General features: G+C 61.4%; 20 protein-coding genes and 1 pseudogene. 3 read left to right on the top strand and 18 right to left on the bottom strand.

Going from position 1 to position 24,148, the window contains the following annotated elements; all coding sequences use genetic code 11:
* Window positions 1-173 precede the first annotated feature (173 nt).
* From FME68_RS01405 to FME68_RS01395, 3 genes are read right to left on the bottom strand one after another with little or no spacing between them, the layout of a single operon-like run.
* The gene (locus FME68_RS01405; protein ID WP_144013203.1) at window positions 174-1,049 is read right to left on the bottom strand and encodes a polyprenol monophosphomannose synthase; all 876 of its coding nucleotides are present in this window, start codon (window positions 1,047-1,049) and stop codon (window positions 174-176) included.
* A 15-nt stretch (window positions 1,050-1,064) separates the two neighbouring features.
* Entirely contained in the window at window positions 1,065-2,564 is a 1,500-nt protein-coding gene (lnt, locus tag FME68_RS01400) for an apolipoprotein N-acyltransferase (RefSeq protein WP_328287674.1), read from the bottom strand.
* Window positions 2,564-3,145 carry an FxsA family protein gene (locus tag FME68_RS01395; RefSeq protein WP_195914074.1) on the bottom strand — a complete coding sequence of 194 codons (582 nt, stop codon included), beginning with the start codon at window positions 3,143-3,145 and terminating at the stop codon, window positions 2,564-2,566. The genes lnt and FME68_RS01395 overlap by 1 nt, the downstream gene beginning before the upstream one ends.
* 70 nt (window positions 3,146-3,215) lie before the next feature.
* On the opposite strand from FME68_RS01395, the gene FME68_RS01390 reads away from it, so the two are divergent.
* Window positions 3,216-3,932: a ferredoxin-like domain-containing protein gene (locus tag FME68_RS01390; protein ID WP_230308839.1), complete on the top strand. Its 717-nt coding sequence runs from the start codon at window positions 3,216-3,218 to the stop codon at window positions 3,930-3,932.
* Between the two features lie 118 nt (window positions 3,933-4,050).
* On the opposite strand, the gene FME68_RS01385 is transcribed toward FME68_RS01390, so the two are convergent.
* Complete coding sequence (locus FME68_RS01385) at window positions 4,051-4,806, bottom strand: SDR family oxidoreductase (protein WP_158395492.1); 756 nt, start codon at window positions 4,804-4,806, stop codon at window positions 4,051-4,053.
* Window positions 4,806-5,921, bottom strand: a complete 1,116-nt coding sequence (locus FME68_RS01380) for a M24 family metallopeptidase (protein ID WP_049157716.1) — start codon at window positions 5,919-5,921, stop codon at window positions 4,806-4,808. The genes FME68_RS01385 and FME68_RS01380 overlap by 1 nt, the downstream gene beginning before the upstream one ends.
* Window positions 5,922-5,966: 45 nt before the next feature.
* Here FME68_RS01380 and FME68_RS01375 point away from each other — a divergent pair, with 45 nt between their 5' ends.
* Window positions 5,967-6,596, top strand: a complete 630-nt coding sequence (locus FME68_RS01375) for a trypsin-like peptidase domain-containing protein (protein ID WP_328287673.1) — start codon at window positions 5,967-5,969, stop codon at window positions 6,594-6,596.
* A 9-nt stretch (window positions 6,597-6,605) separates the two neighbouring features.
* Here the strand turns inward: FME68_RS01375 and FME68_RS01370 are convergent.
* The 11 genes and pseudogenes from FME68_RS01370 to FME68_RS01320 all read right to left on the bottom strand — a co-directional run bounded on the left by FME68_RS01370 (window position 6,606) and on the right by FME68_RS01320 (window position 20,005).
* A pseudogene (locus tag FME68_RS01370) lies at window positions 6,606-9,418 on the bottom strand (DEAD/DEAH box helicase).
* A 97-nt stretch (window positions 9,419-9,515) separates the two neighbouring features.
* On the bottom strand, window positions 9,516-10,505 hold the full coding sequence (gene tatC, locus FME68_RS01365) for a twin-arginine translocase subunit TatC (RefSeq protein ID WP_070547434.1): 990 nt from the start codon (window positions 10,503-10,505) through the stop codon (window positions 9,516-9,518).
* Window positions 10,506-10,695: 190 nt separating this feature from the next.
* Window positions 10,696-10,959 (bottom strand): Sec-independent protein translocase subunit TatA, encoded by a 264-nt coding sequence (gene tatA / locus FME68_RS01360; protein WP_046649155.1) that lies wholly within the window; start codon window positions 10,957-10,959, stop codon window positions 10,696-10,698.
* An 83-nt stretch (window positions 10,960-11,042) separates the two neighbouring features.
* Window positions 11,043-12,008 carry a helix-turn-helix transcriptional regulator gene (locus tag FME68_RS01355; RefSeq protein WP_158395489.1) on the bottom strand — a complete coding sequence of 322 codons (966 nt, stop codon included), beginning with the start codon at window positions 12,006-12,008 and terminating at the stop codon, window positions 11,043-11,045.
* Window positions 12,001-13,017, bottom strand: a complete 1,017-nt coding sequence (locus tag FME68_RS01350; protein ID WP_158395487.1) for a helix-turn-helix transcriptional regulator — start codon at window positions 13,015-13,017, stop codon at window positions 12,001-12,003. The genes FME68_RS01355 and FME68_RS01350 overlap by 8 nt, the downstream gene beginning before the upstream one ends.
* Before the next feature lie 31 nt (window positions 13,018-13,048).
* On the bottom strand, window positions 13,049-14,431 hold the full coding sequence (gene pafA / locus FME68_RS01345) for a Pup--protein ligase (protein ID WP_158395628.1): 1,383 nt from the start codon (window positions 14,429-14,431) through the stop codon (window positions 13,049-13,051).
* Window positions 14,432-14,478: 47 nt separating this feature from the next.
* The gene (locus FME68_RS01340; protein ID WP_010186632.1) at window positions 14,479-14,670 is read right to left on the bottom strand and encodes a ubiquitin-like protein Pup; all 192 of its coding nucleotides are present in this window, start codon (window positions 14,668-14,670) and stop codon (window positions 14,479-14,481) included.
* 36 nt (window positions 14,671-14,706) lie between these two features.
* Entirely contained in the window at window positions 14,707-16,251 is a 1,545-nt protein-coding gene (gene dop, locus FME68_RS01335) for a depupylase/deamidase Dop (protein WP_158395484.1), read from the bottom strand.
* Window positions 16,252-16,253: 2 nt separating this feature from the next.
* Complete coding sequence (arc, locus tag FME68_RS01330) at window positions 16,254-17,822, bottom strand: proteasome ATPase (RefSeq protein ID WP_158395482.1); 1,569 nt, start codon at window positions 17,820-17,822, stop codon at window positions 16,254-16,256.
* Between the two features lie 46 nt (window positions 17,823-17,868).
* On the bottom strand, window positions 17,869-18,705 hold the full coding sequence (locus FME68_RS01325; protein ID WP_049157698.1) for a tRNA (adenine-N1)-methyltransferase: 837 nt from the start codon (window positions 18,703-18,705) through the stop codon (window positions 17,869-17,871).
* Between the two features lie 37 nt (window positions 18,706-18,742).
* On the bottom strand, window positions 18,743-20,005 hold the full coding sequence (locus FME68_RS01320) for a M18 family aminopeptidase (protein WP_070511860.1): 1,263 nt from the start codon (window positions 20,003-20,005) through the stop codon (window positions 18,743-18,745).
* Window positions 20,006-20,080: 75 nt separating this feature from the next.
* On the opposite strand from FME68_RS01320, the gene FME68_RS01315 reads away from it, so the two are divergent.
* On the top strand, window positions 20,081-20,884 hold the full coding sequence (locus tag FME68_RS01315; protein ID WP_046649148.1) for a RecB family exonuclease: 804 nt from the start codon (window positions 20,081-20,083) through the stop codon (window positions 20,882-20,884).
* Window positions 20,885-20,911: 27 nt separating this feature from the next.
* On the opposite strand, the gene FME68_RS01310 is transcribed toward FME68_RS01315, so the two are convergent.
* Both FME68_RS01310 and FME68_RS01305 read right to left on the bottom strand, forming a co-directional pair.
* On the bottom strand, window positions 20,912-22,579 hold the full coding sequence (locus FME68_RS01310; protein WP_158395480.1) for a formate--tetrahydrofolate ligase: 1,668 nt from the start codon (window positions 22,577-22,579) through the stop codon (window positions 20,912-20,914).
* 62 nt (window positions 22,580-22,641) lie between these two features.
* A complete protein-coding gene (locus tag FME68_RS01305; protein ID WP_071410120.1) occupies window positions 22,642-23,949 on the bottom strand; it encodes an anaerobic C4-dicarboxylate transporter in 1,308 nt (435 codons plus the stop codon).
* Window positions 23,950-24,148: the final 199 nt, after the last annotated feature.

Raw genomic sequence — 24,148 nt, 5'->3', positions numbered from 1 at the left:
CTCTCCTCCATCGGCAGGTACGTGCCGAACGATCCGTAGTGTGAGAATGAAGTGAAGCAAGTCACTGTGCACCGGATAAAGTGCCACTTACGACATTAGCACTGATGGTGGTTATTACCACAAAAGCCCGAAAGCCATGACAGGCCTTCGGGCTCGTGGTGAGGAAAGCAGTTTTAGCGGTTGAGTGTGCCCTTCACCAAGCTGGATACCTCGGAGACAAAGTCGGAAACAGCAGTCTTAGCGTTGCTGAACTTGGGGCCAAGCTCCATGTCCTTTACCGTCCGTGAGGTGATCTTGGATACCTCAGAGGTAAAGTCGCTGACCTGCTCGGAGCGGTGCGCAACGCCCCACTTGGTGACCTCCAGCAGGGAATCCTTGACAAAGGAGCCGTCAAGCTTCGACTCACCCAGCTCGCGCTCGGTAAAGGTAATCGGTACCTCGCGGACATCGAAGCCATCCTTGATGGCGCGGAAGGCAACGTCAACCTGGAAAATGTAGCCGGCGTTAGAGAGCTCATCGAAGTCTAGGTGCTCGAGTAGCTCGCGACGGAAGGCACGGTAACCGGCGGTCATGTCGTTGATGCCGGCGCCCAAGGCGACCGAGATGTACTTGTTGCCCAGGCGGGAGAGCAGCTCGCGGTTGGCCGGCCAATTGACGGTCTCACCGCCCGGAACATAGCGAGAGCCGATGACCAAGTCAGCACCCTTGTCAATTTCCTCGAGCAGCAGGTGCAGCTGCTCCGGCGCGTGGGAGCCGTCTGCATCCATCTCGCACAGCACCTGGTAGTCCTTCTCGAGGCCCCACTTGAAACCGGCGATGTACGCGCCGAGAAGTCCGCCCTTGCCCTCACGGTGGAGAACGTGCAGGTGGGAGTCCTCAGCGGCCAGCTTATCCGCCGCGTCACCGGTGCCGTCCGGGGAGTTATCGTCCACAATCAGGATGTGAACCTCCGGCGTTGCCTTGCGCACGCGCCCGGTAATGAGCGGTAGGTTCTCAATCTCGTTGTAAGTAGGGATGATGACCAGGGTAGATTCGCGGGTCGAGCTCACTAGTTCCTTGCTCCTTTAGATTTCTTTTTCAGGCGCGCTGCGTCGTCCGGACAAGCGGGTGGAATAGATCGCATACAGCGCACAGACCGTTCCAATAATAGCCATGAGCCATTGCAGGAGCGAACCATAACGCACCGCAAATGTGCGCCCTTCTCGCAGCGGAAGCTCTTCTTCGAGATATGCCGGTTCAAAGATACCGCTGGCTTGGCTCACTGAGCCATCCGGGTAGACGATCGCCGAGACCCCGGACGTAGCCGCCACAACGACGGCCCGATCCGCTTCGATCGCGCGCAAGCGGCTCATGGCCAACTGCTGGTAGGTCATGTCGGAGTCACTAAAGGTGGCATTGTTCGTCGGTGTCGTGAGGATCTGCGCCCCGTTGTTGATGGCGGTTCGGAACGCCTGGGCAAAGCTGACCTCATAACACGTGGCAACGCCCACCGCGGTCCCAGCCATGGTGACCACGCCCGGACCGTCACCGGGCTTCATGTCGCCCGCCAGATCCACCAGATCGGTGATCTTCCTAAAGAAATCACGCATCGGCATCGTCTCACCAAAAGGCTGCAGGTACTTCTTGTGGTGGTACTCCCCTGCCGAGCCATCCGGATTAAACACCTGCATGGTGTTCCGTGCGCCAACCTCATCCTGGGTCAGCGTTCCGACGAGGATTGGGGCATCGATGTCGCGGGCGGCGCCGTCGATAAGCTCCCGAGCGTCCTCATTGGCAAAAGGATTGATATCGGAGGAGTTCTCCGGCCAAATGACGATATCCGGTCTGGACCCATCCTGCGCGGCCTGCTCGGTCACGCGGACGTGGTTATCCAGCACCGCGCGGCGTTGGGCGGCAAAGTCAAGGCCCAGCCGTGGAACGTTTCCTTGCACCGCGGCGACCGTCACCGTGCCTGTTGTGCGGCCCGGGAGGTCCACGCTCTGTGCCGCTAGCAAGCCAGCTAGCAGTGGCACCGCCAAGAACGCACATGCCAGGCGCGGTGAGCGGGCAAGCCCCACCAATCCTGCGCCTACGCAGACCACCGCGCAGGTAATGAGTGCCGGCCCGCCCCACGAGGCAAGGTTGGCGAGTGGGCCCTCTATTTGCCCCCAGGCGAGGCGCACCCACGCAAAACCGCCAAAGGGCACTGAGGAGCGCAGCATTTCTACCGCCACGTAGAAGAACGGGAAGAGAGCGAAACCGTAGTTTAAGCGCAGCAGCGCCGCCCCGCCGATACCAAGGAGGATGCTGTACAGAGACAGGAATAAAGCGAGCGCAATATAGGGCATGTTGCCCACTAACTCACCAATCCATGGCAGCGTGAACAAGTACAACACCGCGCTATGTACACAAGCGACGAGGGCCGCCCACCCCAGACCGAGGGGTTTTCTCCACGGTGAGAGCGCTGCCACGAGCATCGCCATGCCGATTATGCCGGCGGCCCACCAGCCGCGTGGCTCAACGGCAAGGTAGGTCACCGCGCCCGACGCAGCAGCGAGAGCGAGCCGGGCCACAAGTACCAGCACTACTTCTTTCCGTCCTCAAAGTCTTCGGGCTTGACGTGTTGGGTCCACGTGCGGATTTCATCTTCATCCAAGACCTCATGCGACTGGCCAGTTTGATCCATGCCCCCCATTCCATCACCGGCGGCGCCTGCGCCAAACGTGCCGAAGGAACCATAGGAATCGCGGTGCTGGGCCATGGGTGAGGCTTCGTACACGCGCACGCCCATGTTTTCGATCTTCCGGAACATCGATGCCGCAAGTAGCGTGCGGATGATGGACCGCGTGGGCGCAAAGATAAGCAGCGCTCCGAAGACCGTCGAGACAAATCCGGGCAGCGACAGCAGGATTCCGCCCACCATGGTCAGGCCAACGTTGCCTGCCGTCTTGCCCGGGGTGGGATCCTCCATGACGTACACACCGTCTTCGGTCTGACGGATGCGGCTGACCATCATGCGGCGGACTTCCCAGCTGGCGATGGTCATGCCGAAGAGCATGGTCAGCGCCAAGGCAAGCAGCGCCCACAGCACACCAATCCACTCGGCAACGGCCCAAAAGGCCATAGTTTCTAGGAGGATGTACGCGATGAAGAGAACAAACGGCATGTCGCCCACCATACTTGCTGGGTTTGGCGCTTCGCAGGAGACCCTCCCGGAGCGACTAGACTGTCCCACCATGTCCCTCCCTGAGTCGAAGCATCCCGAATCCGATACCTTGCGCTTCCATCCCGCTGGCGGCGTTGTCACCCCCGAGCAGTGGCTCGCTCTGGGCCAGGCCGCCAGAGAACATGGCGATGGCAATGTGTACCTAGAGCAGCACAGCGTCATCGGCCTGCGAGGCGTTGACAATGCGCAGGTGCTTGGCGACGTCCCCCTGCCCACCACCGCCGCTCACGTGCTGGCCTCTCCCCTCTCGCTGCGCGCCCGTCAGGTAGCGCAGCGGATCGCGGAAGCCTTAGCCGACGTCGATCAGGATGCCCCTGCGATAGCCCGTGCCGCGCTTTTTGGTGTGGATAGCGGTGCCGGTGATCTCCTCTCGCACGGGGTGTCGGCTGGCCTTCAGCTCTCTGGTGATGAGGCGGAAGACGATGAAGATACCGCCACCGCGCGCCTGATCCGCGACGGTGAGCCCACCGGGCCGCTGCTGGGGCTTGCGGATGCCATTTCCCAACTCGTGGACTTTGCGGAAAAGGTCTCTGCAGATCACCTGCAGGACTTGGAACGTGGCTCGGATGCGGCAGGGTCAGCTCCCACTTCGCCTGCGCTGCCCATCGGCTGGCTGACTGAGCACACGAAGCCCGGCCGCGTCGATCTGGGCGCGGGCCTGCAGGATGGCGTGCTGCCCGGAGAATACGCTGGGCTTATCGCCAGCTGGGCGCTTCCATCTCGGTAACCCCCTGGCGCGGATTGGTCATCCACGATCTAGCCGAGGGAGATGCTGACGTTGTGTTGCGCGTCCTTGCACCGCGTGGATTCATCTTCGATGCGAATTCTACTGCCCTCGGGCACCGCTAGCGCGGCATGTGCCGCCAGATGGGACGCGGTACCAGCTTCATCACCCACGCTAAGAGCTGAAGAGGCCGTGGAATCCATAGCGTGCGGGAAGCCGGCCGCGAACCTGCCGAGGACTCAATGGCCTTGACCACCGCTTGGGCCACAACGTCAGGGGTAACGGACAAAGGCGCGGGTGTCATGCCTTTAGTCATCGACCCAATGACGAAGCCGGGGCGCGCGGTGATCAGCGCTAGGCCGCTGCCCTGCAATCGATCCGCTAAGCCTTGGCAGAAGGCATCTAGGCCCGCCTTGGTCGAGCCATAGACATAGTTGGCCCGGCGGGCCCGCCACCCAGCGATGGAGGAAAAGGCCACGATGTGCCCTCTCGCCATGACGTCGGCAAGCACGGTGAGCATGGATACCTGCGCTGCATAGTCCACAAGCGCTATGTCGAAGGCGTGGGCTTCGTCGTGCTCCGCGCGCTCCTGATCGCCCAGAATTCCGAAGGCGACGACGGCCGTGGTGATCTCTGCTCCTGCGAGTGCTGCGGCTTGGTCGATGACCGCGCGGTGGGAGGAAACTTCCGCAGCGTCGAAGGACAGCGTGTGAACGGACGACGCCCCGCTGCTCAGGAGTTCGGAGTGCAGCCTGTCCATACCGTGTTCGCCCCGCGCGGCGAGAACCACTGGGCGACCCTCACACAGCCGACGTGCAAGCTCCCCACCGATATCGCTGCGCCCGCCAAGGATCAGTAGCGCGCCAGTGTCTCCCATTAGCGCAACCCCCTCGGTGCCTGGTTCAGGGACTCATAGCCGGACTCGGTGGTCACCACGATGTCTTCAAGACGCATGCCCCACTTGCCCGGCACGTAGATACCCGGCTCGATCGAGAAGGCCATGGACTCGGCAAGCTCCAGCTCGTTTCCTTCCATGATGAAGGGCTCCTCGTGCGTCGACAAGCCAATGCCGTGTCCGGTCCGGTGCGTGAAGAACTCACCCCAACCGGCGTCTTCGATCACGCTGCGCGTGGCGCGGTCGATCTCCTGGGCGGTTGTGCCCGGGCGCGCAGCAGCTCGGCCGGCAGCCTGGGCCTTCTCTAGGACCGCGTAAGCCTCGCGAAACTCTGCCGGCGCGGCAGCAGGATCGGCGCCAACGACGTAGGTGCGGGTGCAGTCGGAATGATAGCCCGAGGGCAGCGTACCGCCAATATCCACCACCACGGGATCGCCGGCGGCGAGTACTCGGTCCCCAAAGTCATAGTGTGGATTGGCTCCATTCGGACCGGAGCCCACGATGATGAAATCCACCTCGCGGTGCTCGCGCAGAATGAGCTCCCGCACATCTGCGGCTACGTCGGCCTCGGTGCGCCCCGGCTGCAGGAGGCGCGGCACCTCGGCGTGGACAGCGTCGATAGCCGCCGCTGCAGCGCGTAGCTCTGCCACCTCATCTGGATCCTTGCGGGTAAAAAGCTCGGCGAGGGCCTCGGTGGCCAGAACATACTTTGCGGGGTGCTGTTCCTTCGCAGTACTAGCTTCGAGGTTGCCAATTGCGGACTGAAAGCGCAGCACGTGATCGGCGGTGAGTGAGGATCCCAAGGCAACGGTGGTAGGGCGCGCACCTTCCAAGGCCAGCGCATAGGGATCCTGCCCATCGCTCCATCCCACCAGCTGGGTCGCAACGCCCTGAAGCGACTCAATGTCGGTGCTGGGGGCGACGATTACCGGTTCGGCATCGGGACGGATAACCAAGCAGGTCAGGCGCTCGTGGGAGGAGACCCACGAACCGGTGAGGTACGCGAATTCGGCACCTGTACCCACTAACAGGATGTCGATGCCTTTAGCAGCTGCGATAGCGCGGGAACGGCTCAGTCGGGACGCATAATCAGTCATGACAGTTAGCCTACCGCCCGCCTTTGTCCAGTTAAGCTGGGAGGCGTGAATTCCTATCCCGCTGCCGTCAAGCTCCGGACTCGCTCAAGCTATTGCTCGGGAGTGCTCATCGATGCGTCCTTAAGACCCCGCTCCCAACAGGCAACCCGGTTGGTTCTGACCTGCGCGCACTTCTTCCGCGACGGCCTTGATAAGGGGGATCACTACAGGGTGAGTGGCGGGTTCAACCGGCGCGTGGCCGCCGTGCGCACGATCGATGGGACCGACATGGCGCTGTGCTTGCTCGACCGGCCGGCCCCGCCCCGGGACCTTCCTGGGCTTGCGGAAAACACCCCGCCATTCCGTGCTCCAGTAACCACCTGGGGATATGGCGGGAAAGCTCGCCGTGCCCAACAACGCAGTGGGCTTTTTCTCCTTCCCTTCTTCCGCACCTGGTCCATTGACTTCCGCACCACCGTCTCCCCCGCCGGTTTAGTCTTCAACACGATTCCGGCAGTCAAAGGTGACTCGGGCGGTCCAGCTTTAGTCGATGACGCTGTTATCGGTACACAAGCTCTCATCCTTAACCCGCTGGGGCGCAACCTCAAGCTCGCCACCGTGGCGCTCGTTGCGCCCCACCGCCAAGCACTCGCGGCGGCAGCCACGGCGCTGCTTCGCGGTGGCTCCGAAGACTAGGCGCTAAGCCTAGGCGCCGATGGCGACGACGCCGCGCTGGATCGCGTCGATGGCGCGCCGGGCATTGCGACGAATTTCGTCCTCGTAGCCCGTCTTCGCCACCTGCTGGAGCAGGTCGATGACCTGGCGGCACCAGCGGACAAAGTCACCGGGAGTCAGCTCCGCGCCGGAATCGTTGGCAGCAGCCATGCAATAGGCCAGAGGCGCGCCCGCCGTCCACTGGTGGATAGCTAGCGCGAACGACGGCTCCGGCTCCCTCGTTTGCGGCAGGTTATGGCGTTTCTCATCGGCGACGAGCTCGCTATAAATGCGCCATGTAGCGTCCATGGCGTTAGCCATTGCGTCGGTAGCCGCACCGGGTTCCCCGCGAGTGGTCTTGCGGTTTTCAAAGACACAGAGGGAGGCCACACCGGCCAGCTCCGCCGGGTCGAGGTCGTTCCAGATACCGCGCTTGAGGCATTGCGCCACCAGTAGGTCCGACTCGGAGTGGATTTTGGCCAGACGCTCGCCCTCATCCGTGATGACCGGCTCGCGGTTTTCGCCGTAACCATCAAACTCCACGTAGTCCATCTCCGCCAGAAGATCCACGATGCGCTCGAAGGTGCGGCCAAGAGTATCCGTGGCGCGCTCGACCTTATCCTCAAGCCTGGCTAGCTCGCGTTCGCGGCGCGCCAGCTTCTGCGCCACCCCGGCCAGCTGCTCGCGGTCGGTCGCGGGCCAAAGGTGCACCGGATGTTCGCGGAGGGCATCGCGCAACTGCGCGATCTTCTTGTTGGGGCGATTACGCGGCTCAGTGCGCATCTTCTTCGGACGCTTGTAGTAGTCGCGCTTGAAGGACTCCTGGACAAATCGGGTATGGCGGCGCGGGTTCTTCTGCGCTGCGCGCGGGAGCTTCATGTGCCCAACGACGATCGGCGGATTATCGATACCGGCGGAATCGATGCGTCCAGACCATCCCGTTTCAGTGGTTACCCAGGGGCGTGGATCAGCAGTCTGGTTGGCCGGAGTAATAACGACAGCCAACGTTGGCCGCTTCTTGGTTGCGATGGCGATGACCTCGCCCACCTGCAAGCGAGCCAGTACTGCGGCAACTTCCTTGTTTCTCTCCTCCTTCTTGGATGCCCGCGCTGACTTCTCCTCCTCGGTCAGCGCTCGGCGCAGCCGCATATAGTCCATGAGGATCTCCGCCGGATCTTCACCATCAATTGTCGGCGGAGCCAAGTTATCCACGGCTTGATCCAATTGTTCCCGTAGCTCGCGGACGCGGTGCTCAGCGCGCTCAATCTCTCGGGTTTCCTCCACAACGGATCCATCCGCCTGGAACTGGGCGAAAGACTTCTCCAGCAATCGGAGCGAGTCATCAAAGCCAAGCATGCCCAGCAGGTTGATAGCCATGTTGTAGCCGGGCTCGAAAGTGGAAATGAGCGGATAGGTACGAGTTGACGCAAGCCCCGCCACCGCGGTGGGATCCATAGCGGGTGCCCACTGAACGACGGCATTGCCCAAGGTATCGATGCCTCGCCTACCGGCGCGGCCGGTGAGCTGTGTGTACTGGCCCGGTGTCAGGTCCACGTGTGCCTCGCCGTTAAATTTCACCAGCTTCTCCAGCACCACGGTGCGCGCCGGCATGTTGATTCCTAGGGCCAACGTTTCGGTGGCGAAGACTGCCCGCACGAGGCCCTTGACGAACAGTTCCTCCACGATGTGCCTAAAGGCCGGCAGCATACCTGCGTGGTGGGCAGCAAAGCCCCGCGAGAGTGCTTCGCGCCAACGTTTGAAATCAAGGACCTTGAGGTCTTCTTCCGGAATGCCTTCCACGCCCTTATCGACGATGGCCTTGATCTCAACAGCCTCCTCCTGGGAGGTCAGCACCATGCGGGAGCGCAAGCACTGATACAGAGCACCGTCGCAGCCGCGCGGGAGAAGATGAAGGTAATTGCCGGCAGCATCTCCATTGATTGCAGCTCTTTGAGAACCTCCGGGCGGCCAAGCGGACGGTAACGGTCCTGCGCACGAGGCGCGCCGCTGCGCCGATCACTGTGCCGGTCATGGCGCCCGCCACCTTTGTGACGGGCGCGGGCGCGGAAGCTCGCACGGTTCTGGGCATAGTCTGTGCGGCCATTATCGGTATCGCCCGCCTCCAGGCGTTGGATGCGCCGCGCCAGTTCAGCGTTGACCTGGCCGCCTGAGTCGGGTTCAAAGAGCGGATAGATTTTGCGGCCGACCATCATCCACTGATCCAGCGGAACGGGGCGCTTTTCGGTGACGATGACCTTGGTATCCCCACGCACGGTGGTCAGCCACCGGCCGAATTCCTCGGAGTTGGACACCGTTGCCGACAAACCAATGATGGAGACGTGCTCCTCAAGATTGAGGATGACCTCTTCCCACACTGCGCCGCGGGAGGCATCCGCGAGAAAGTGGATCTCATCCATCACCACATGGGTCAAGCGATCCAATGCGCCTGAGCCTGCATAAATCATGTTGCGCAGGACCTCAGTGGTCATCACGAGGATGTCCGCGGAGGAGTTAATGGAGACATCACCGGTCAGCAGCCCGACCGCATCCTCACCATGCGCGTCAACTAGGTCGTGGTACTTCTGGTTACTCAGCGCCTTGATGGGTGTGGTGTAGAAACAGCGGGTCCCTTGGCGCAGCGCCAAGGACACGGCGAACTCACCCACCACGGTTTTACCCGCGCCGGTGGGCGCACAGACCAGAACACCGTGGCCAGCTTCGACGGCTTGGCATCCTTGGATCTGGAATTCATCCAGTGAGTACGGAAGCGCTTGGGTGAACTCGTCCAGATGCGTCAGTGTCATAAGTCCCCAGGGTACCTGTCAGGGACGGCGTACTAGTGCGCCGGTCCCCGGCGCCAAGCAGAACGATTGAACAAGTTCGCTAAGAAGGCTGACGAGGTTAGAGAACGTCGTCGAAGAAGCCGCTCTGCGGGGGCTGAGTATTCGTCTGTTGAGGCTGCGGTACCCGAGCGTCAGGAGTCGAAGCCGGGGCGACAGGCCCGGAAGATACCGGCCGCGACGACGCAGAAACGCTCGTGGATGCAGACACCGGAGTCGGTGCGCCAATGGCACCCGGACCTTCATCCAGCGACGAGGCAGTTTCATCGTCCAAGTCCATCCAGTCTGGGCGCTGGCGCTTCTGGCGCTTGTCGTTGATGCGGCAGAACTGGAAAGCTATCTCCACAAGAACCACGAGAGCACCGGCCAAAACCAACATTGAGAAGGGTTCTTGGCCCGGTGTAACAACCGCGGCGAAGATCATGATGACGACAATGATGATGCGGCGCTTATCTTTGACGTGGTCATATTCCAAGACACCGATCAGGTTGAGGCAAACCACGAGTAGTGGGATCTCAAAGCTGACGCCAAAGATGAGGAGCAACGCCAGCAGGAAGTAGAAGTAACGTTCACCTGTCAGTGCTGCGGTCTGGTACTCCGAGCCCATGCCCATGAGGAACTCCAGACCCACGGAAAGGATGACGTAGGCGAGAACCGCGCCGAGCACGAAGAGCAGGACCGCAGTCGAGACGAACAAGAAGGTAAAGCGGCGTTCGTTCTTGTGCAGGCCGGGCACGATGAAGGCCCATATCTGGTAGAGCCAGACCGGTGAGGACAATACGGTGCCGGCTAACGCGCCAACCTTGAGTCGGAGCATCAGCATTTCGAAGGGGCTGGTTGCGAGCAGACGGCATTCGCCGTCCGCGGAGAAGGAAACACGGCTCTCTTCAGGGAGTGAGCAATAGGGACCGCGCAAAATCTCACCTAGCGGTGACATGCCAAACGGGGCGTGTTGGTACCAGATGAATCCGATGATGGCACCCACAACGAGGGCGAGAAGGGAAATGACGATGCGTCGGCGCAGCTCCTGGAGGTGCTGAACTAAGGTCATCTCCCCCGTTGGGTTCTTGGGCTTGCGGCGTAGCTTTGAGCTCCATTTTTGCTTCGGCGCGTTAGAAGCAGGATTCGACGGTGTACTCGCGGTACTCAAAGCAAGACCTCCACAGAAAAGCCCACGACGGCAGGCGAGGCCTCAGCACGCCGAGGGACTCGGAGTGTGGTCTGCCTGCCGGGAAAGATTATTAGTTCTGGTTTCCGTCAGCCGGCTTGGAAGTGCGCGGCTGCATCTCCGGGCTGTTCCAGAAGTCCTCGTCGGACTGCTTGGAGCCCGCGATCTGGCCCTGCTGCTCAGAGGTGTTGTTCTCCTCTTTCATCTCCTTGACTTCGGACTTGAAGATGCGCATAGACCGGCCCATGGAGCGAGCCAGCTCCGGCAGCTTCTTAGCGCCGAACAACAGCACGATCACGAGAACAACAAGGCCGATTTCCAAAGGTCCCACGGTCATTGAGGGTGCCCCTTCTTTCTTGGTCGATGAAGCGTGCTTGTTCACACAGCGCGACGCTGAGCGACGTGCACGCGGGAGAGCTCTTAGTCTGGCAGTTGAGTATAACGCTCCAGTGCTCGTTTTCTATGCTCCGAAATGGCGTCAACGAGCTTCTGCGGCCCCACAACCCGCATGCGATCAGCTTGGCCGAGCGCGAAACGGCTAAACCACGCCTCCGAGCCGACCGGCATCGTTGCAGCTATGAGGCCATTTTCTAGGGTCTCGCCAAGGGTGATGTCGTAGTGTTCCGCTAGCCAGGTGAATTCTTGGTGAATCTCCAGCTCGGCGGTGAGAGTGTGATCTAGACCAAACGGGGAGTCCGGGTCGAAATCCAGTTCGCGCACATGTGGGGTGGCGGTTGCGTCAAGCACCTCAACATCACTCATGCGGTCGAGGCGGAACGTTCGGTGCTCCCCCACCGACTCGTCCCAGGCCACCAAATAGGGTTCGCCGTCCACGATAAAGATGCGGGCCGGGTGCACGGTGCGCTCGCTGGTGCGGTTGGAGGACATACTCCAGTAGGTAAAACGCACTTGCCGGCGCTTGTCGACGGCCCCCGCCAACGCCGCTTGCACCTCGGACTCCTCGGGATCGGTCGTGGCCAGGGAATCATAGATGGCGGCTGTCTTTTCATCCATGATCTCGCGCAGCTTCGCGGCGGCAGAGTGGACCGCGGAGACGTCGACAAGCCCCGGCATTGCCTCAAGGGACTCGAGCGTCAGCAACAATGCGCCGGCCTCAGTTGGGGTCAGGCGCAATGCCTGGGTCAGGCCCTGGTCGTTGTAAATTTCGATGCCATCGCGGTAGCTAAAGCTTAAGTCAATGAGGTCCTCAGTATTGCGGCCTACACCGGAGCAGAAGAGACGGTCGATAGCATCCTTAAGCTCAGCAGGGGTCATCCCTAAATCCTCGGCAGCCTCCATCGGGGTCAAGCCCGGGTGGTTGCGCAGGTAAGGAATGAGGTTGAGGGAGCGAACAAGGGACTGCAGCTTGCGTGGTTGATCAACCATGGCGGGCCTCCTCGCCAGACGCTGATGATGGGGCATCACCGACACTTAGGAGTGCGATGATGTCGGCACGAACCTCGGGTGGCTCGATAACCACGACATCTGGTGCATAGCCAGCAGCGGTACGCACCAACCAATCGCGGTGTACGTTGGTGAGTTCTAGGAGTCCATCCTCGCGCCTGCGTCCGGCGTCGACAAGCTCGGCGGCCTGACCCCCGGGAACCTCGAGGACAGCATTTACCGTTTCGCCCCGCTCCAGCGCCTCTACAACGAGATCCTGCAGTGGTGCAGTGGGCTCGAGGTGCGTGGCCGCAGCGCGCGAGCGCCTGACGTTGTCCACGCGGGTAGCGCGAAAAGTTCGGGGAGCCTCGCGGTCCACATCCCAACCGACGAGATAAACACGATCCCGGTGGTTGACCAGCCCCCAGGGATCCATATGGCGGCGAACCGCCTCGGCAGAGGGCGTGGCGTAGTAATCGAAGGAAATGCGCAGCCCAGCACGCACTGCGGTGATGACTCCAGTGACGAGCTCTGGGCTCAACCTGGTCATGTCGTTGACTGCGGTGTACACCGGCGCTCCGCTCAAGTCGCGGGAGGCGCCTGAGGCTGCGATCTTGGTCCACGCGGAGAGACTGAAATCGCTTAAGCCTCCCGGAGTGCCGATGCCGCCGGCTACGCCGAGAACCATGGCCTCCTCCGGCGTGAAATCGACGGGAGGTAGCTGGTAGTTTTCGGGATCGAGCCGGTACAGCGAACCTTCCGCGCCGCTGCTGTGTACTACTGGCACACCGGCGCGCTGCAGGGTCACGATGTCGCGGGAAAGCTGCTTGTGAAAGGCTTCATCGCTGCGTGACTGGTAGCCCTCGACGTGGCTGCGGATCCACGCCGCGCTGCGGTCCGGAACCCCGCCTTGGTGCGCTGCCCCATGCAGGGCAAAGGTGAGGTTGGTGAGCCTTTCGATAGCGCGGTCTCTGACCGGCGTCCGGGCTGCAGTGCGATCTGCTGAAGGCATAGTGGCAGGTTCCTTGATCAGCTCTACGGCTCTACGAGCCTGGGTGCGAACGCATGTAGTCTAACAACCCATCTAGGCGCGGGTCCTCGGACACAAAGGGGTCGGAGAACTCCTCGGTCATCGGTTCAGGCCGGTTGACCTTCATCCGCGTCCAATCCACCGTTACCGCGGCATCGAGCTCGCGGGCAACAGCGAGAAACTCCCCGCGCAGCTTGGCACGGGTGGTCTGCGGGGCGGTGTCGATTGCGGCGTTGATTGCAGCATCGTCGATCCAGCGTTTCACCATGCCGCGCTGCTCCAATACGCTGTAGAGGCCGCGACCTGGACGGATGTCATGGTAGGTCAGGTCAATCTGTGCCAGCTTGGGGTGCGACCAATCCCCGCCCAGGCGCTCGCGGTAGCGGTTCAGCAGGCTGCGCTTGATGACCCAATCGATCTCGCGGTCAACGCCGGAGAAATCCTGAGTATCGATGGCCTGGAGGGTGCGCTTCCACAAGTCCACGACACGGGCTAACTCAACCGTCGGAGTGCCTGCGTCCTCGCGGTGATCCAGCCAGCGCTCGGCAGCGGTACAGAGCTCCTGCTGTACGGCGAGCGCGGTGGTGCTGCCGCCTCCCTCAAGCGGAAGCTCGGTGCGGCCGGTGGGGTCGAGCGCGATGGCCCTAATGTGTTTAATTGGCTCGAGTACCGAGAATGCCGGCACCTCAAAACCGGCTTCCAGCATCTCCAGCATGAGCAGCGTGGAGCCAACTTTGAGGGCCATCGTGGGTTCGGCCATGTTGGAGTCGCCAACGATAACGTGCATTCGGCGGAAACGCTTGGAATCACCGTGCGGTTCATCGCGAGTATTGATCATGGGGCGCGAGCGAGTCGTCGCGGAGGACACACCTTCCCAGACTTGATCGGCGCGCTGCGAGAGCACGAAACGCGCCGGTTCCTCTCCCCTGGCAGGTCTAATCATTCCTGCTCCACAGATGAGCTGGCGGGTGATCATGAATGGCAGCAGAGCTTTGCCAAGGTCCTTGAGCACCACGTGGCGGCCGATGAGGTAGTTCTCGTGGCAGCCGTAGGAATTGCCCGCAGAGTCCACATTGTTCTTGAACAAGTAGACAGCGCGCTTCTCCCCCTCCGCCGCCAGTGTTTCCTCCGCCTGCACGGCCATGCGGTTGACCATGGCATCGCCGGCGCGCTCATAGGCAATGAGCTGGCTTAAGCTATCGCACTCCGCGGTAGCGATCTCCGGGTGGGAACCCACGTCGAGGTAGAGGCGGGAGGCGTTGGGGCTGAAGATATTGGAGGAGGAGTACTTCGACACGATGGGCCGGAAAAGCACGCGGGCGATCTCATCCGGGGACATCACCCGCTGTCCATCGCTTGTGCTCGCAGTAATGCCGTACTCGGTTTCGATGCCCATAATCCGCCGTGCATAAACGGGGGCGTTATCGGAGGGCTGCTCCACCTTTATTCGCCGCCCTTTTGGACGTAGGAGCGCACGAACTCCTCGGCATTGGACTCCAAAAGGCCGTCAATCTCATCGAGGAGGTCATCGGTACCCGCGCTGTTGATGCTGACTTGTCCGGCGTCGAACTCCGGAGTGTCGCCTCCTTGACCGTTGCCGCCACCGGCGTTGATCTGAGATTGCTGTCCGCTCATTCTTAAGAGCTCCTTTCGCGAGTGGAAAATGCTGCGCTAATACAGTGTAGGGTACTCGATTCGCACCCCGAGCTGGCGCAAACTATTAACGAAGTCGGCGGCGCTGTCCGCAGATTCCAGCAGAGCGCCCACCTCGTCCTGCCCGAGTCTTTTTGTGTCGTCGAGTGCCACGCAGGCAGTACCAGAGTTGGCTCCCTCGGCCTCACCGATGCGGAAGGTCAGCGACTGCCAGGACGCCGCCAAGACATCCTCCCCGAACTTTCGGGTGGCGTGGCCGCGCAGGTAGGCGCGGGTATCCGCGGGCGGCGTTTCCGCTGCAGCAGCAATCTCTTCCTCGCTGACCAAGGTCCTCATCTGCCCCTTGCGTACGAGCGCATGGTAGAGGGACTTTGCCGGATCGATGTCGGTGTACTGCAAGTCGATGAGCGCCAGCTTCGGGTCATCGGCCGCCACGCCGCGGTCCAGGTAGCCCTTAATCAAGCGGTATTTTGCTACCCAATCCAGCAGGTGGGCGGCCTTGAGCGGGTTGTCGGCCAGAAGCACGACAACCTCGTCCCAGGCGGTGAGTACCTTTTCATCCGCTTCGGAGGTGGCGGTAACCCTTTCGCGGTAGACGGCGAGGATGTCGAGGGCGGTGAGGCGGCGGCCGTCGCGAAGCGCCAGCTGGTGTGTCAAGGTGAGGTCGCGGCTCACCCGCTGCACCTCCGCCACCGGCTCTGCTAGGCGCAGATCACTAAAATCCACGCCGCTCTCGATGGCATCGAGTACTAGCGAGGTCATGCCTAGCTTGAGCAGCGTCGAGGTGTGGGACATCGTGGCGTCACCGATGATGACGTGCAGGCGGCCGAAGTCCTCGGCCACCGCGTGTGGCTCGTCGCGGGTGTTAATGATGCCGCGGTTAAGGGTGGTTTCTAGGGAGATTTCCTGCTCGATGTAGTCCGCGCGCTGCGAAATTTGGAAACCTGGCTCCTCTCCATCGACGCCCACACCCATGCGGCCGGCACCGGTGACCACTTGGCGGGCAACGAAGAAAGGAATCAGCCCCTGGGCAATATCATCGAAGTCGGTGTCCCGAGAGTACTGGTAATTCTCGTGGCTGCCATAGGAAGCCCCCTTGCCGTCCACATTGTTCTTGTAAAACTTCAGCGGCGGGCAGGGATCGTGTGTGGCCAACACGGACGTGCCCTGCGCGGTCAGCGATGCTACGGCCTCCCCTGCACGGCGCAGGATGAGGTCGCCGGCGGCATCGTAAAGCATCGCATCCCAGGCATTCGTGCACTCCGGTGAGGAGTATTCGGGGTGGGCGTGGTCGACGTAGAAACGCGCGCCATTGGCGGTCACCACGTTGGCCACACCCAGCGCGTTCGGGTCCACCACCGGCACGGTGTGGTAGCGCTTGAGATCGAAGCCGCGGCTATCGCGCAGCGGGTGCTCCTCCCGAAAATCCCAGCGGGAGCGCGCACCGGTATGCAGGGCGGCATAAGCCACAACAGCATGGGTGGAGGTCACGATCGGTGACAGCGCCGGGTTGGACGGCGTGGAGATTCCATACTCAGTTTCGGTTCCTAGAACACGGCTCATGGCTACACTCCCATCAATTCGACCTGGGTGACATATGCGCCAGCAGAGGTACCGGCAACGATCTTTGCCCACTCTTCCGGGTTGGCGGAGGTGGGGACGTATTCCGATTCAGCCTGTTCCGCGGCGATAGCCTCGTGGAGGTGCGCTGCGGTTATGCCGGTGGTCTTCGCGCCATCGGCGGTAGTGGCTGCGTCCAACGCCTCCTTGATAGCCAGCTTCTTCGCGCGGGAGACGATGTTGGCGATCATTGCGCCGGACACGAAGTCCCGGTAATGCAGCACGCGCGGATCCGCGTTAGCGAAGTGGAGTTTGACGAACGGCCGCTCGGCGTAGAGATCGTCGACCGCGGTATCGATGAGCTGGGAAAGGTCACCCTCGTGCGGGACTGATTCCGGAAAGTGGCGCGCAAAGATTTCCCGCGCGCCCTGCTTGGTCGGGCGGTTGACGCGAATCTTGATATCGAGGCGCCCCGGGCGCATGATGGCGGGGTCGATGAGTTCCTCGCGGTTGGTGGCGCCGATGACGATGACGTTGCTGAGCTTCTCCACACCGTCCAGCTCCGTCAGCAGCTGCGGGACGACGGTGGTCTCCATATCGGAGGACACACCGGAGCCACGCGTGCGGAAGATGGATTCCATCTCATCGAAAAAGATGATGACCGGGCGCTGGCTGCCATCCTCGGTGGGCTCGGAAGCAAGCTCGCGGGCGCGTTCGAAGATGAGGCGGATGCGGCGCTCAGTCTCGCCTACGAATTTATTGAGCAGTTCTGGGCCCTTCACATTGAGGAAGTAGCTGGGGGCACTAGCTCCCAGCGACGCGGACAGCGAATGCGCTACCGCCTTGGCGATGAGCGTCTTTCCGCAGCCTGGCGGGCCGTAGAGCAGCACGCCCTTGGGCGGCTGGAGATCGTACTGGCGGTAGAGCTCCGGGTGCAGGAAAGGCAGCTCGACGGAGTCACGGATGAGGGAGATCTGCTCGTCCAAACCGCCGATGTCTTCGTAGGAGACGTCAGGAACCTCCTCCAGCGTGAGCTGCGCTACCTCAGTCTTGTGCACGCGCTCGGTGGCAACACCAGATTTGGGCTCGACCAAGAGGGTATCGCCGGCGCGCACGGTATCCCGCAACGCTGCGGCGAGGAGAATAACCTGCTCTTCACCAGAGGAATTAATGACCACGGCGCGGTCGGTGCCGAGACGCTCCTGTAGCGTGGCCAACGCGCCCGTATTTACCGGTGCGCAGGCCTCCACGACGACGAAGCCCTCGCCCAAGCGCACCTGCTGCCCTACTTTCAGGGAGCCGGGCTCGAGGTTCGGCGAAATCTTGACCCGCATGGCTCGGCCATTGGTATAAACCTCAGCGTCGCGGCGCGAATCGTGCGCACGCCCGGAATAGCCCAGAAAGACACCGTATGTGGAGGCGGGCTCCGCAAGGGCGTCAACCTCCGCGAGCATCTGCTGAAGCTTCGTGCGAGCATCCTTCAACAGGGCAGCAAGCTTGGCATTGCGTTCAGCGAGCTGCTCTATCTGGCGACGCTGCTGGCCAAGTTCCTGGGAATGAGTGGCATCGTTCATAGATCCCACCCTAGCGCGCAGCAACCCACGATTAGTGTGAAAGGGTTTACTTTCGGGCGCGGCGCTGCGGGCGGGGTGGCGTGACGCCGTCGGCAAGCCGGCGTGTCCAGATCAGAAACGCTGTGTGCGCGTTCATGCGGTGCTCCGGGCGGGTGGCCAAGCCCTCCACCTTCCATTCGCGCACGAGGGACTCCCAGGCCCGCGGCTCCGTAAAGCACTTGAGCTCGCGGATGCCCTCCATCACCTTCATCAGCTGCGGCACGGTGGCGACATAGGTCATGAAAACGCCGCCCGGGATGAGGATATCGCGCACCTTCTCGAGGTGCTCCCAGGGCTCGAGCATGTCTAAGATGACGCGGTCCACCGGGCCACCCAGATCCTCGACGGTGACATCGGCCAAGTCTCCGAGACGCGGGCTCCACCATTCGGGCTGCTTACCGAAGTATTCGGTGACGTTGTCCACGGCGTATTCCAGATGATCATCGCGGACCTCATAGGAGAAAACGTGGCCTTCGGGCCCTACGGCGCGCAACAGCGTCATCGAGAGAGCGCCGGAACCGGCGCCGGCCTCGAGCACGCGTGCGCCCATGAAGATGTCGCCTTCGACCAGAATCTGCGCGGAGTCTTTGGGATAAATCACCGCGGCACCCCGTGGCATCGACAGGACATGGTCCACCATGAGGTGGCGGAACAAGAGGAAGGAGCTACCTAGTGTCGAGTCGATGACGGAGCCTTCATCCATGCCGACGACATCATCGTGGTTGATGATTCCCTTGTGCGAATGGAACTGGCCTCCCTCCTCGAGGACGATGGTGTAGTGACGCCGCTTGGCATCGGTGAGCTGCACGCGGTCGCCGTAGCGGAAGGGGCCAGAATAAGCCATGGCGTGGGAACCTTTCACATAGTTTGGGTGGCTAGGATTAACCCACCAAGTATGCCTCAAGGGCGTTACCAAGCCATAGTTGGTCGCGCTCGCCCACCAGCTCGCGGGCTGAGTGCATCGAGAGCATCGGCACTCCCACGTCGACGGTGGGAATACCCAAGCGGGTGGCGGAAATCGGCCCGATAGTGGAGCCGCAGGGCACGTCGTTATTGCCTACGAAGCGCTGGTAGGGCACCTCGGCGCGGCGGCAGGCAGATTCCCACAGGGCCACAGTGTTGGCGTCGGAAGCGTAGCGCTGGTTGCCGTTGATCTTGGTCACCGGCCCCTGGCCGATGATCGGGTGGTGGGTGGGATCGTGCTTTTCCGCGTAGTTCGGGTGCACGGAGTGGGCGGCATCGGCTGACACACAGCTGGAGCGCGCGAACATTTGGAAGCGCTGCTCCTCATTGGCACCAAGCGCCCGAGCGGTGCGGGTAAGGATATCCCCCAGAATCGGCCCACCCGCGCCATAGCGCGAAGAGGAGCCAACTTCTTCATGGTCGAAGGCCGCCATGACGAGGATGTCCTTGTGCTCAATCGAGTCGGCGTTGCGGGCAGCGGCGAGAAGGGCACGCAGGGAGGCGTGGACGGAAGAGAGGTTATCCATGCGTCCAGCAGCGATGAGCTTTTCGCCGGCGCCAAAGACTTCACCGCGCTGGGCATCGGCGGTAATGAGGTTGAAGGAAGCGATGTCTTCTGGGGCAACGCCGAGTTGCTTGCCGACGACCCCCATCACCGACGTCTCCGGTGTACCTACGGAGAGCACCGGCTGCATGTGGCGCTGGCGATCCGGCTTGAACTCATCCTTGCGGTAGAGGTGGATAGCCAGCGAAGGCAAGCGCAGCAAAGGCCCGGTATTGACCAAGTGGCGTGTGCCATCGTTCAGAATTACTTGGCCGCCGACGGTGAGCTCACGGTCGAACCAGCTGTGGAGAAGCACACCGCCATAGACTTCCACGGCCACCTGCTGCCAACCGGCGGAGTCGAAATCTGGGGTGGGCTTGAGAGCAAGACCGGGCGAATCAGTATGGGAGCCGATAATCCGGAAGCCGGAGTCCGGGCTCGCGCCCTCGGGGACAAACCATGCCATGACCGCACCACCCCGGACCATGACGTGGCCGCCCGGTTCGGCTGACCACTCGGCGGACTCATCCTGGCGGCTAAAACCCGCCTCAACGAGTCTGCGCGCTACCTCCTCAGCCGCGTGGTAGGAGGACGGGCTGGCGGCGATGAAATCGAGAAAATCTTGCGTAGTGCTCATGCTTCCAGCTTGCCACGGACTGCCGGGTGATGCCGGAAGGACTGTGTGTGCCTATGCGCTAGGCTGAGAAACATTATGCCGAAACGACTAGCCCTCTCCCCTTCCCGCGCCTCCGATTACAAGCAGTGCCCGCTGCTCTATCGCTTCCGGGCCATCGACAAGCTCCCCGAGCCCAAGACGAAGGCACAGGTCAAGGGAACGCTGGTCCACGCCGTCCTGGAAAAGATGCACCAGCTACCCCGCGAGGAGCGGGAGTACCCGGTGGCGGTGAAGATGATTAAGCCCGAATGGGCAGTGATGATTGAATCCGATCCCGAGCTACGCGAATTAGTCCCAGAACAGGAAGAACTCGACTTCTTCGTCGAAGCACGTGAGCTCATCAAGGGCTACTTCCAGATGGAAAACCCGCAAGGTTTCGACGCCCACGAGTGCGAAATGTACGTCGACACCGTGCTGCCCAACGGCGTGCCGGTGCGCGGGTTTATCGACCGCGTCGACGTCGCCCCCACCGGCGAGGTGCGTGTGGTCGACTATAAGACCGGAAAGAAGCCGCTCCCCCGTTATTCCCAGGACGCGCAGTTCCAAATGAATTTCTACGCGCTGGTGTACTGGCGGCTACTCGGCACCATCCCTACGCAGCTGCGGCTGATGTACCTCAAGGTTCTGGACTCTATGTTCCTCACGCCGGGACCGGAGGAACTGGAGTATTTCGAGCGCGACCTAGGCGAGCTCTGGGCCAGAATCGAAGGCGATGGCAAGGCCGGAGACTTTAGGCCGAAGACTTCAAAGCTGTGCGGTTGGTGCTCGTTCCAAGACCTCTGCCCGGCTTTTGGTGGAACGCCACCCGAGTATCCCGGGTGGCCCGACCAGACCGCGTAGATTGCGCTGCGTAGACCGCACGGAGGCTTAGAACAAGCCGGAGATCGATCCGTCAGCGGCAACGTCGATGTTGTTCGCCGCGGGCTTCTTTGGCAGGCCCGGCATGGTCATGACGTCACCGGTTAGGGCAACGATGAAACCAGCGCCGGTGCGCGGCTGAAGTTCGCGGACGTGGAGGACGTGGCCTTCCGGAGCGCCGAGCTGGCTGGGATCATCGGAGAAGGAGTACTGGGTCTTAGAGATAACGACGGGGAACTTCTCCCAGCCGTTGTCCTTGATGTACTTGAGATCCTTGAGGGCCTTGGAGGAATACTCGACGCGTTCTGCGCGGTAAATTTCCGTGGCGATGGTCTCGATGGATGCCTCGATACCATCGGCGGGATCGTAAAGCTGGTGAGAGGAGCCTTCGGAGAGGCTGTCCAAAAGGCGCTCAGCTAGCGCGGTGGCGCCGGAGCCTCCCTTGGCCCACACCTCTGCTTCCTCGAGCGCGACGTTAAAGTCTGCCGCCCACTGGCGCATGAACTCGCGCTCGGCATCGGTATCGCTGCCAAAGAGGTTGAGGGCCACCACTGGGGTCAGACCAAACTTGCGGAGGTTCTCCACGTGGCGCTCGAGGTTGACCACACCCTTCTTCAACGCTTCCAGGTTTTCCGTAGTCAGTTCCTCACGTGGCTGGCCACCGTTGTACTTCTGGGAACGGATTGTCGCCACGACGACGGCGCCGGCGACATCGAGGTCACCGAAGCGGGACTTGACGTCGAGGAACTTTTCACCGCCGAGATCCGCGCCGAACCCTGCCTCCGTAAGAACGATATCGCCGAAGCGCATCGCGGTCTGGGTAGCGAGGAGCGTGTTGCAGCCGTGAGCGATGTTGGCAAATGGTCCGCCGTGGACGAAGGCCGGGGTTCCGCCGAGAGTTTGCACCAAGTTGGGGTTGAGTGCATCGCGCATCAGTGCCGTCAGCGCGCCTTCTGCCCCCAACTCGCGGGCAGTGACCGGCTTCTGGTCATAGGTGTAGCCCACGGTAATGTCGCCAAGGCGCTTCTTCAGGTCTGCCAAGTCAGTGGCGAGTCCCAGGATGGCCATGATTTCGGATGCCGCGGTAATGGTGAAACCGGTCTCCCCCGGTACACCGTGGGCTGGGCCGCCAAGACCGGTGACGACATTGCGAAGCGCGCGGTCGTTGACGTCGATACAGCGCTGCCAGGTGATGCGACGCGGATCGATGTTGAGAGCGTTGCCTTGGTGGATGTGGTTATCGATGATGGCGGCCAAGGTATTGGTCGCCGCAGAGATGGCGTGGAAGTCACCCGTGAAGTGGAGGTTGATGTCCTCCATGGGAACAACCTGGGAGTAGCCGCCTCCCGCGGCACCTCCCTTAATGCCCATGACGGGGCCCTGGGAGGGCTCGCGCAGTGCCACGATAGCCTTCTTCCCCAGCTGGGTGAGGGCATCGGTCAAACCGATAAGGACAGTGGATTTGCCCTCACCTGCTGGAGTCGGCGAGACACCAGTAACGAGGACGAGTTTGCCGTTGGCGGGTGTATCCCCAACTTGGGTGATATCTACTTTGGCTTTGTTCTGCCCATAAGGGATAAGGGCGGGCGCTGGGATACCGGCGCGGGCGGCAATATCAGTGATGGGTTCGAGCTGGTGGGCTTGAGCGATCTCAACATCAGAAGGTTGCGTAGTCATGCCCACCAGCTTAGCGCGCTAAAGAAGTGTCTTGAGCAAAATCAAATAATTTTTTGATAATGCTAGAGAACGACTGCGCCGATGGCGTAGCACAGGAGGACCGACAAGGCGATGCTCACAGTGCCAGGAATGATGAACGGGTGGTTGAAGACAGCCTTTCCGATGCGGGTCGAGCCAGTGTCATCCATTTCAACGGCCGCCAACAGGGTCGGGTACGTCGGCAGAATGAACAGAGCGGATACCGCGGGGAAGGCAGCGACTGCAGTCAGCGGGTTGACGCCAAGGGCCAGGGCCGCAGGCATGAGAGCCTTGGTGGTAGCTGCCTGGGAGTACAACAGCGCCGCAGCAAAGAAGAGCACGATGGCCAGCAACCATGGGGCGGACTCGATGATGGACCCGGAGATAGCCTGGATGTCCTCCATGTAGTGGTTAATCAGCGTGGTGCCCAACCAGGCCACACCAAGCACACAGATACAGGCAGACATGCCAGACTTGAACACTGGGGTGTTGAGAACATCGCCAGCGGAGATCTTGGTGATCATGACGATGAGGGTTGCAGCGGTAAGCATCACCGTCATGATGGCTTCGTTACGGGGCAGAGTCGGCTCTTCGATGAGTCCTACCTGGGAGGAGGTCAGGGTGGCCCACAGCATAACGATGACGATGGCAACCAAGAAGATGATCACGGAGGTCTTGGCGCCCTGCATCGGGCTGTAGTTGTGGGAGCCCTGTGGCATCTTCACCAAGCCTTGCGCCTTGCGTTCTTGGTAAACGGGATCATCTTCGAGCTCAGCGCCTGCTCGGTTGGCAATCCAGGCGGCAGGGAAAATGGAGAGGAACGTCGCAGGAATGAGTACGGCGAGGATCTGCAAATAGCCCACGCCCATGGGCTCCAACAGGGAGGCCAGCAAGACGACGGCCGCAGAGATGGGTGAGGCGCAGATGGCCATCTGCGAGGCAACAACCGCGATGGACAACGGGCGTGAGGGGCGGACCTTGCCTTCCTTGGCTACCTCGACGATAACCGGGAGCGTGGAAAAAGCGGTGTGTCCAGTGCCTGCCAGAACGGTCATCAGCCACGTGACGACCGGGGCGTAGAACGTGATCTTCTTCGGGTTTTTACGAAGGAACTTCTCTGCCAGGTAGACGAGATAGTCCATGCCACCGGCGCGCTGCATGGCAGCGATGGCCGCGATAACGGTCATGATGATGCCGATGACATCGAAGGGGATATCTTCGCGGGTGACGGGGACGCCGGTGAGGCCCAAAAGTAGAACGCCCAAGCCGCCGGCCATACCAATGCCAATTGAACCGATTCGGGCACCGAGATAGATCGCCGCAAGGACGATGAGGATGTGCACTACAACCATTGTGTAACTCCAATATGTGCAGTTGAACTGCAGTATGGGTGGTAATTCGCGCGGCGGTCAGAACACGACCATGGCGCGAGAACTGACAGTTTTTATTCTTCCCTATTAGTGTGGCTTTAGCGAGTATTCAGGCCCGATTGTGTCCGTTTCCACAAAAGTGCGCACCGACGGCTCGGTCTCGAGAGAGGGCGTGATACCT

It is taken from the genome of Corynebacterium hiratae, from assembly GCF_009708045.1.
GTDB lineage: Bacteria > Actinomycetota > Actinomycetes > Mycobacteriales > Mycobacteriaceae > Corynebacterium > Corynebacterium hiratae.
The sequence above is the reverse complement of the archived record's forward strand: the minus strand, read 5'-3'. Positions and strand labels throughout refer to the sequence as shown.

Bases quoted from the DNA above. Each gene is read 5' to 3' on its own strand.
- FME68_RS01315 (WP_046649148.1), top strand. From the start codon at position 20,081: ATGCCGAAACGACTAGCCCTCTCCCCTTCCCGCGCCTCCGATTACAAG.
- tatC (WP_070547434.1), bottom strand. From the start codon at position 10,505: ATGACCTTAGTTCAGCACCTCCAGGAGCTGCGCCGACGCATCGTCATT.
- FME68_RS01395 (WP_195914074.1), bottom strand. From the start codon at position 3,145: ATGCCGTTTGTTCTCTTCATCGCGTACATCCTCCTAGAAACTATGGCC.
- dop (WP_158395484.1), bottom strand. From the start codon at position 16,251: ATGAGCCGTGTTCTAGGAACCGAAACTGAGTATGGAATCTCCACGCCG.
- FME68_RS01305 (WP_071410120.1), bottom strand. From the start codon at position 23,949: ATGGTTGTAGTGCACATCCTCATCGTCCTTGCGGCGATCTATCTCGGT.
- pafA (WP_158395628.1), bottom strand. From the start codon at position 14,431: ATGGGCATCGAAACCGAGTACGGCATTACTGCGAGCACAAGCGATGGA.
- FME68_RS01350 (WP_158395487.1), bottom strand. From the start codon at position 13,017: ATGCCTTCAGCAGATCGCACTGCAGCCCGGACGCCGGTCAGAGACCGC.
- FME68_RS01385 (WP_158395492.1), bottom strand. From the start codon at position 4,806: ATGGGAGACACTGGCGCGCTACTGATCCTTGGCGGGCGCAGCGATATC.
- tatA (WP_046649155.1), bottom strand. From the start codon at position 10,959: ATGACCGTGGGACCTTTGGAAATCGGCCTTGTTGTTCTCGTGATCGTG.
- FME68_RS01310 (WP_158395480.1), bottom strand. From the start codon at position 22,579: ATGACTACGCAACCTTCTGATGTTGAGATCGCTCAAGCCCACCAGCTC.
- arc (WP_158395482.1), bottom strand. From the start codon at position 17,822: ATGAACGATGCCACTCATTCCCAGGAACTTGGCCAGCAGCGTCGCCAG.
- FME68_RS01325 (WP_049157698.1), bottom strand. From the start codon at position 18,705: ATGGCTTATTCTGGCCCCTTCCGCTACGGCGACCGCGTGCAGCTCACC.
- FME68_RS01340 (WP_010186632.1), bottom strand. From the start codon at position 14,670: ATGAGCGGACAGCAATCTCAGATCAACGCCGGTGGCGGCAACGGTCAA.
- FME68_RS01380 (WP_049157716.1), bottom strand. From the start codon at position 5,921: ATGACTGATTATGCGTCCCGACTGAGCCGTTCCCGCGCTATCGCAGCT.
- FME68_RS01355 (WP_158395489.1), bottom strand. From the start codon at position 12,008: ATGGTTGATCAACCACGCAAGCTGCAGTCCCTTGTTCGCTCCCTCAAC.
- FME68_RS01390 (WP_230308839.1), top strand. From the start codon at position 3,216: ATGTCCCTCCCTGAGTCGAAGCATCCCGAATCCGATACCTTGCGCTTC.
- FME68_RS01320 (WP_070511860.1), bottom strand. From the start codon at position 20,005: ATGAGCACTACGCAAGATTTTCTCGATTTCATCGCCGCCAGCCCGTCC.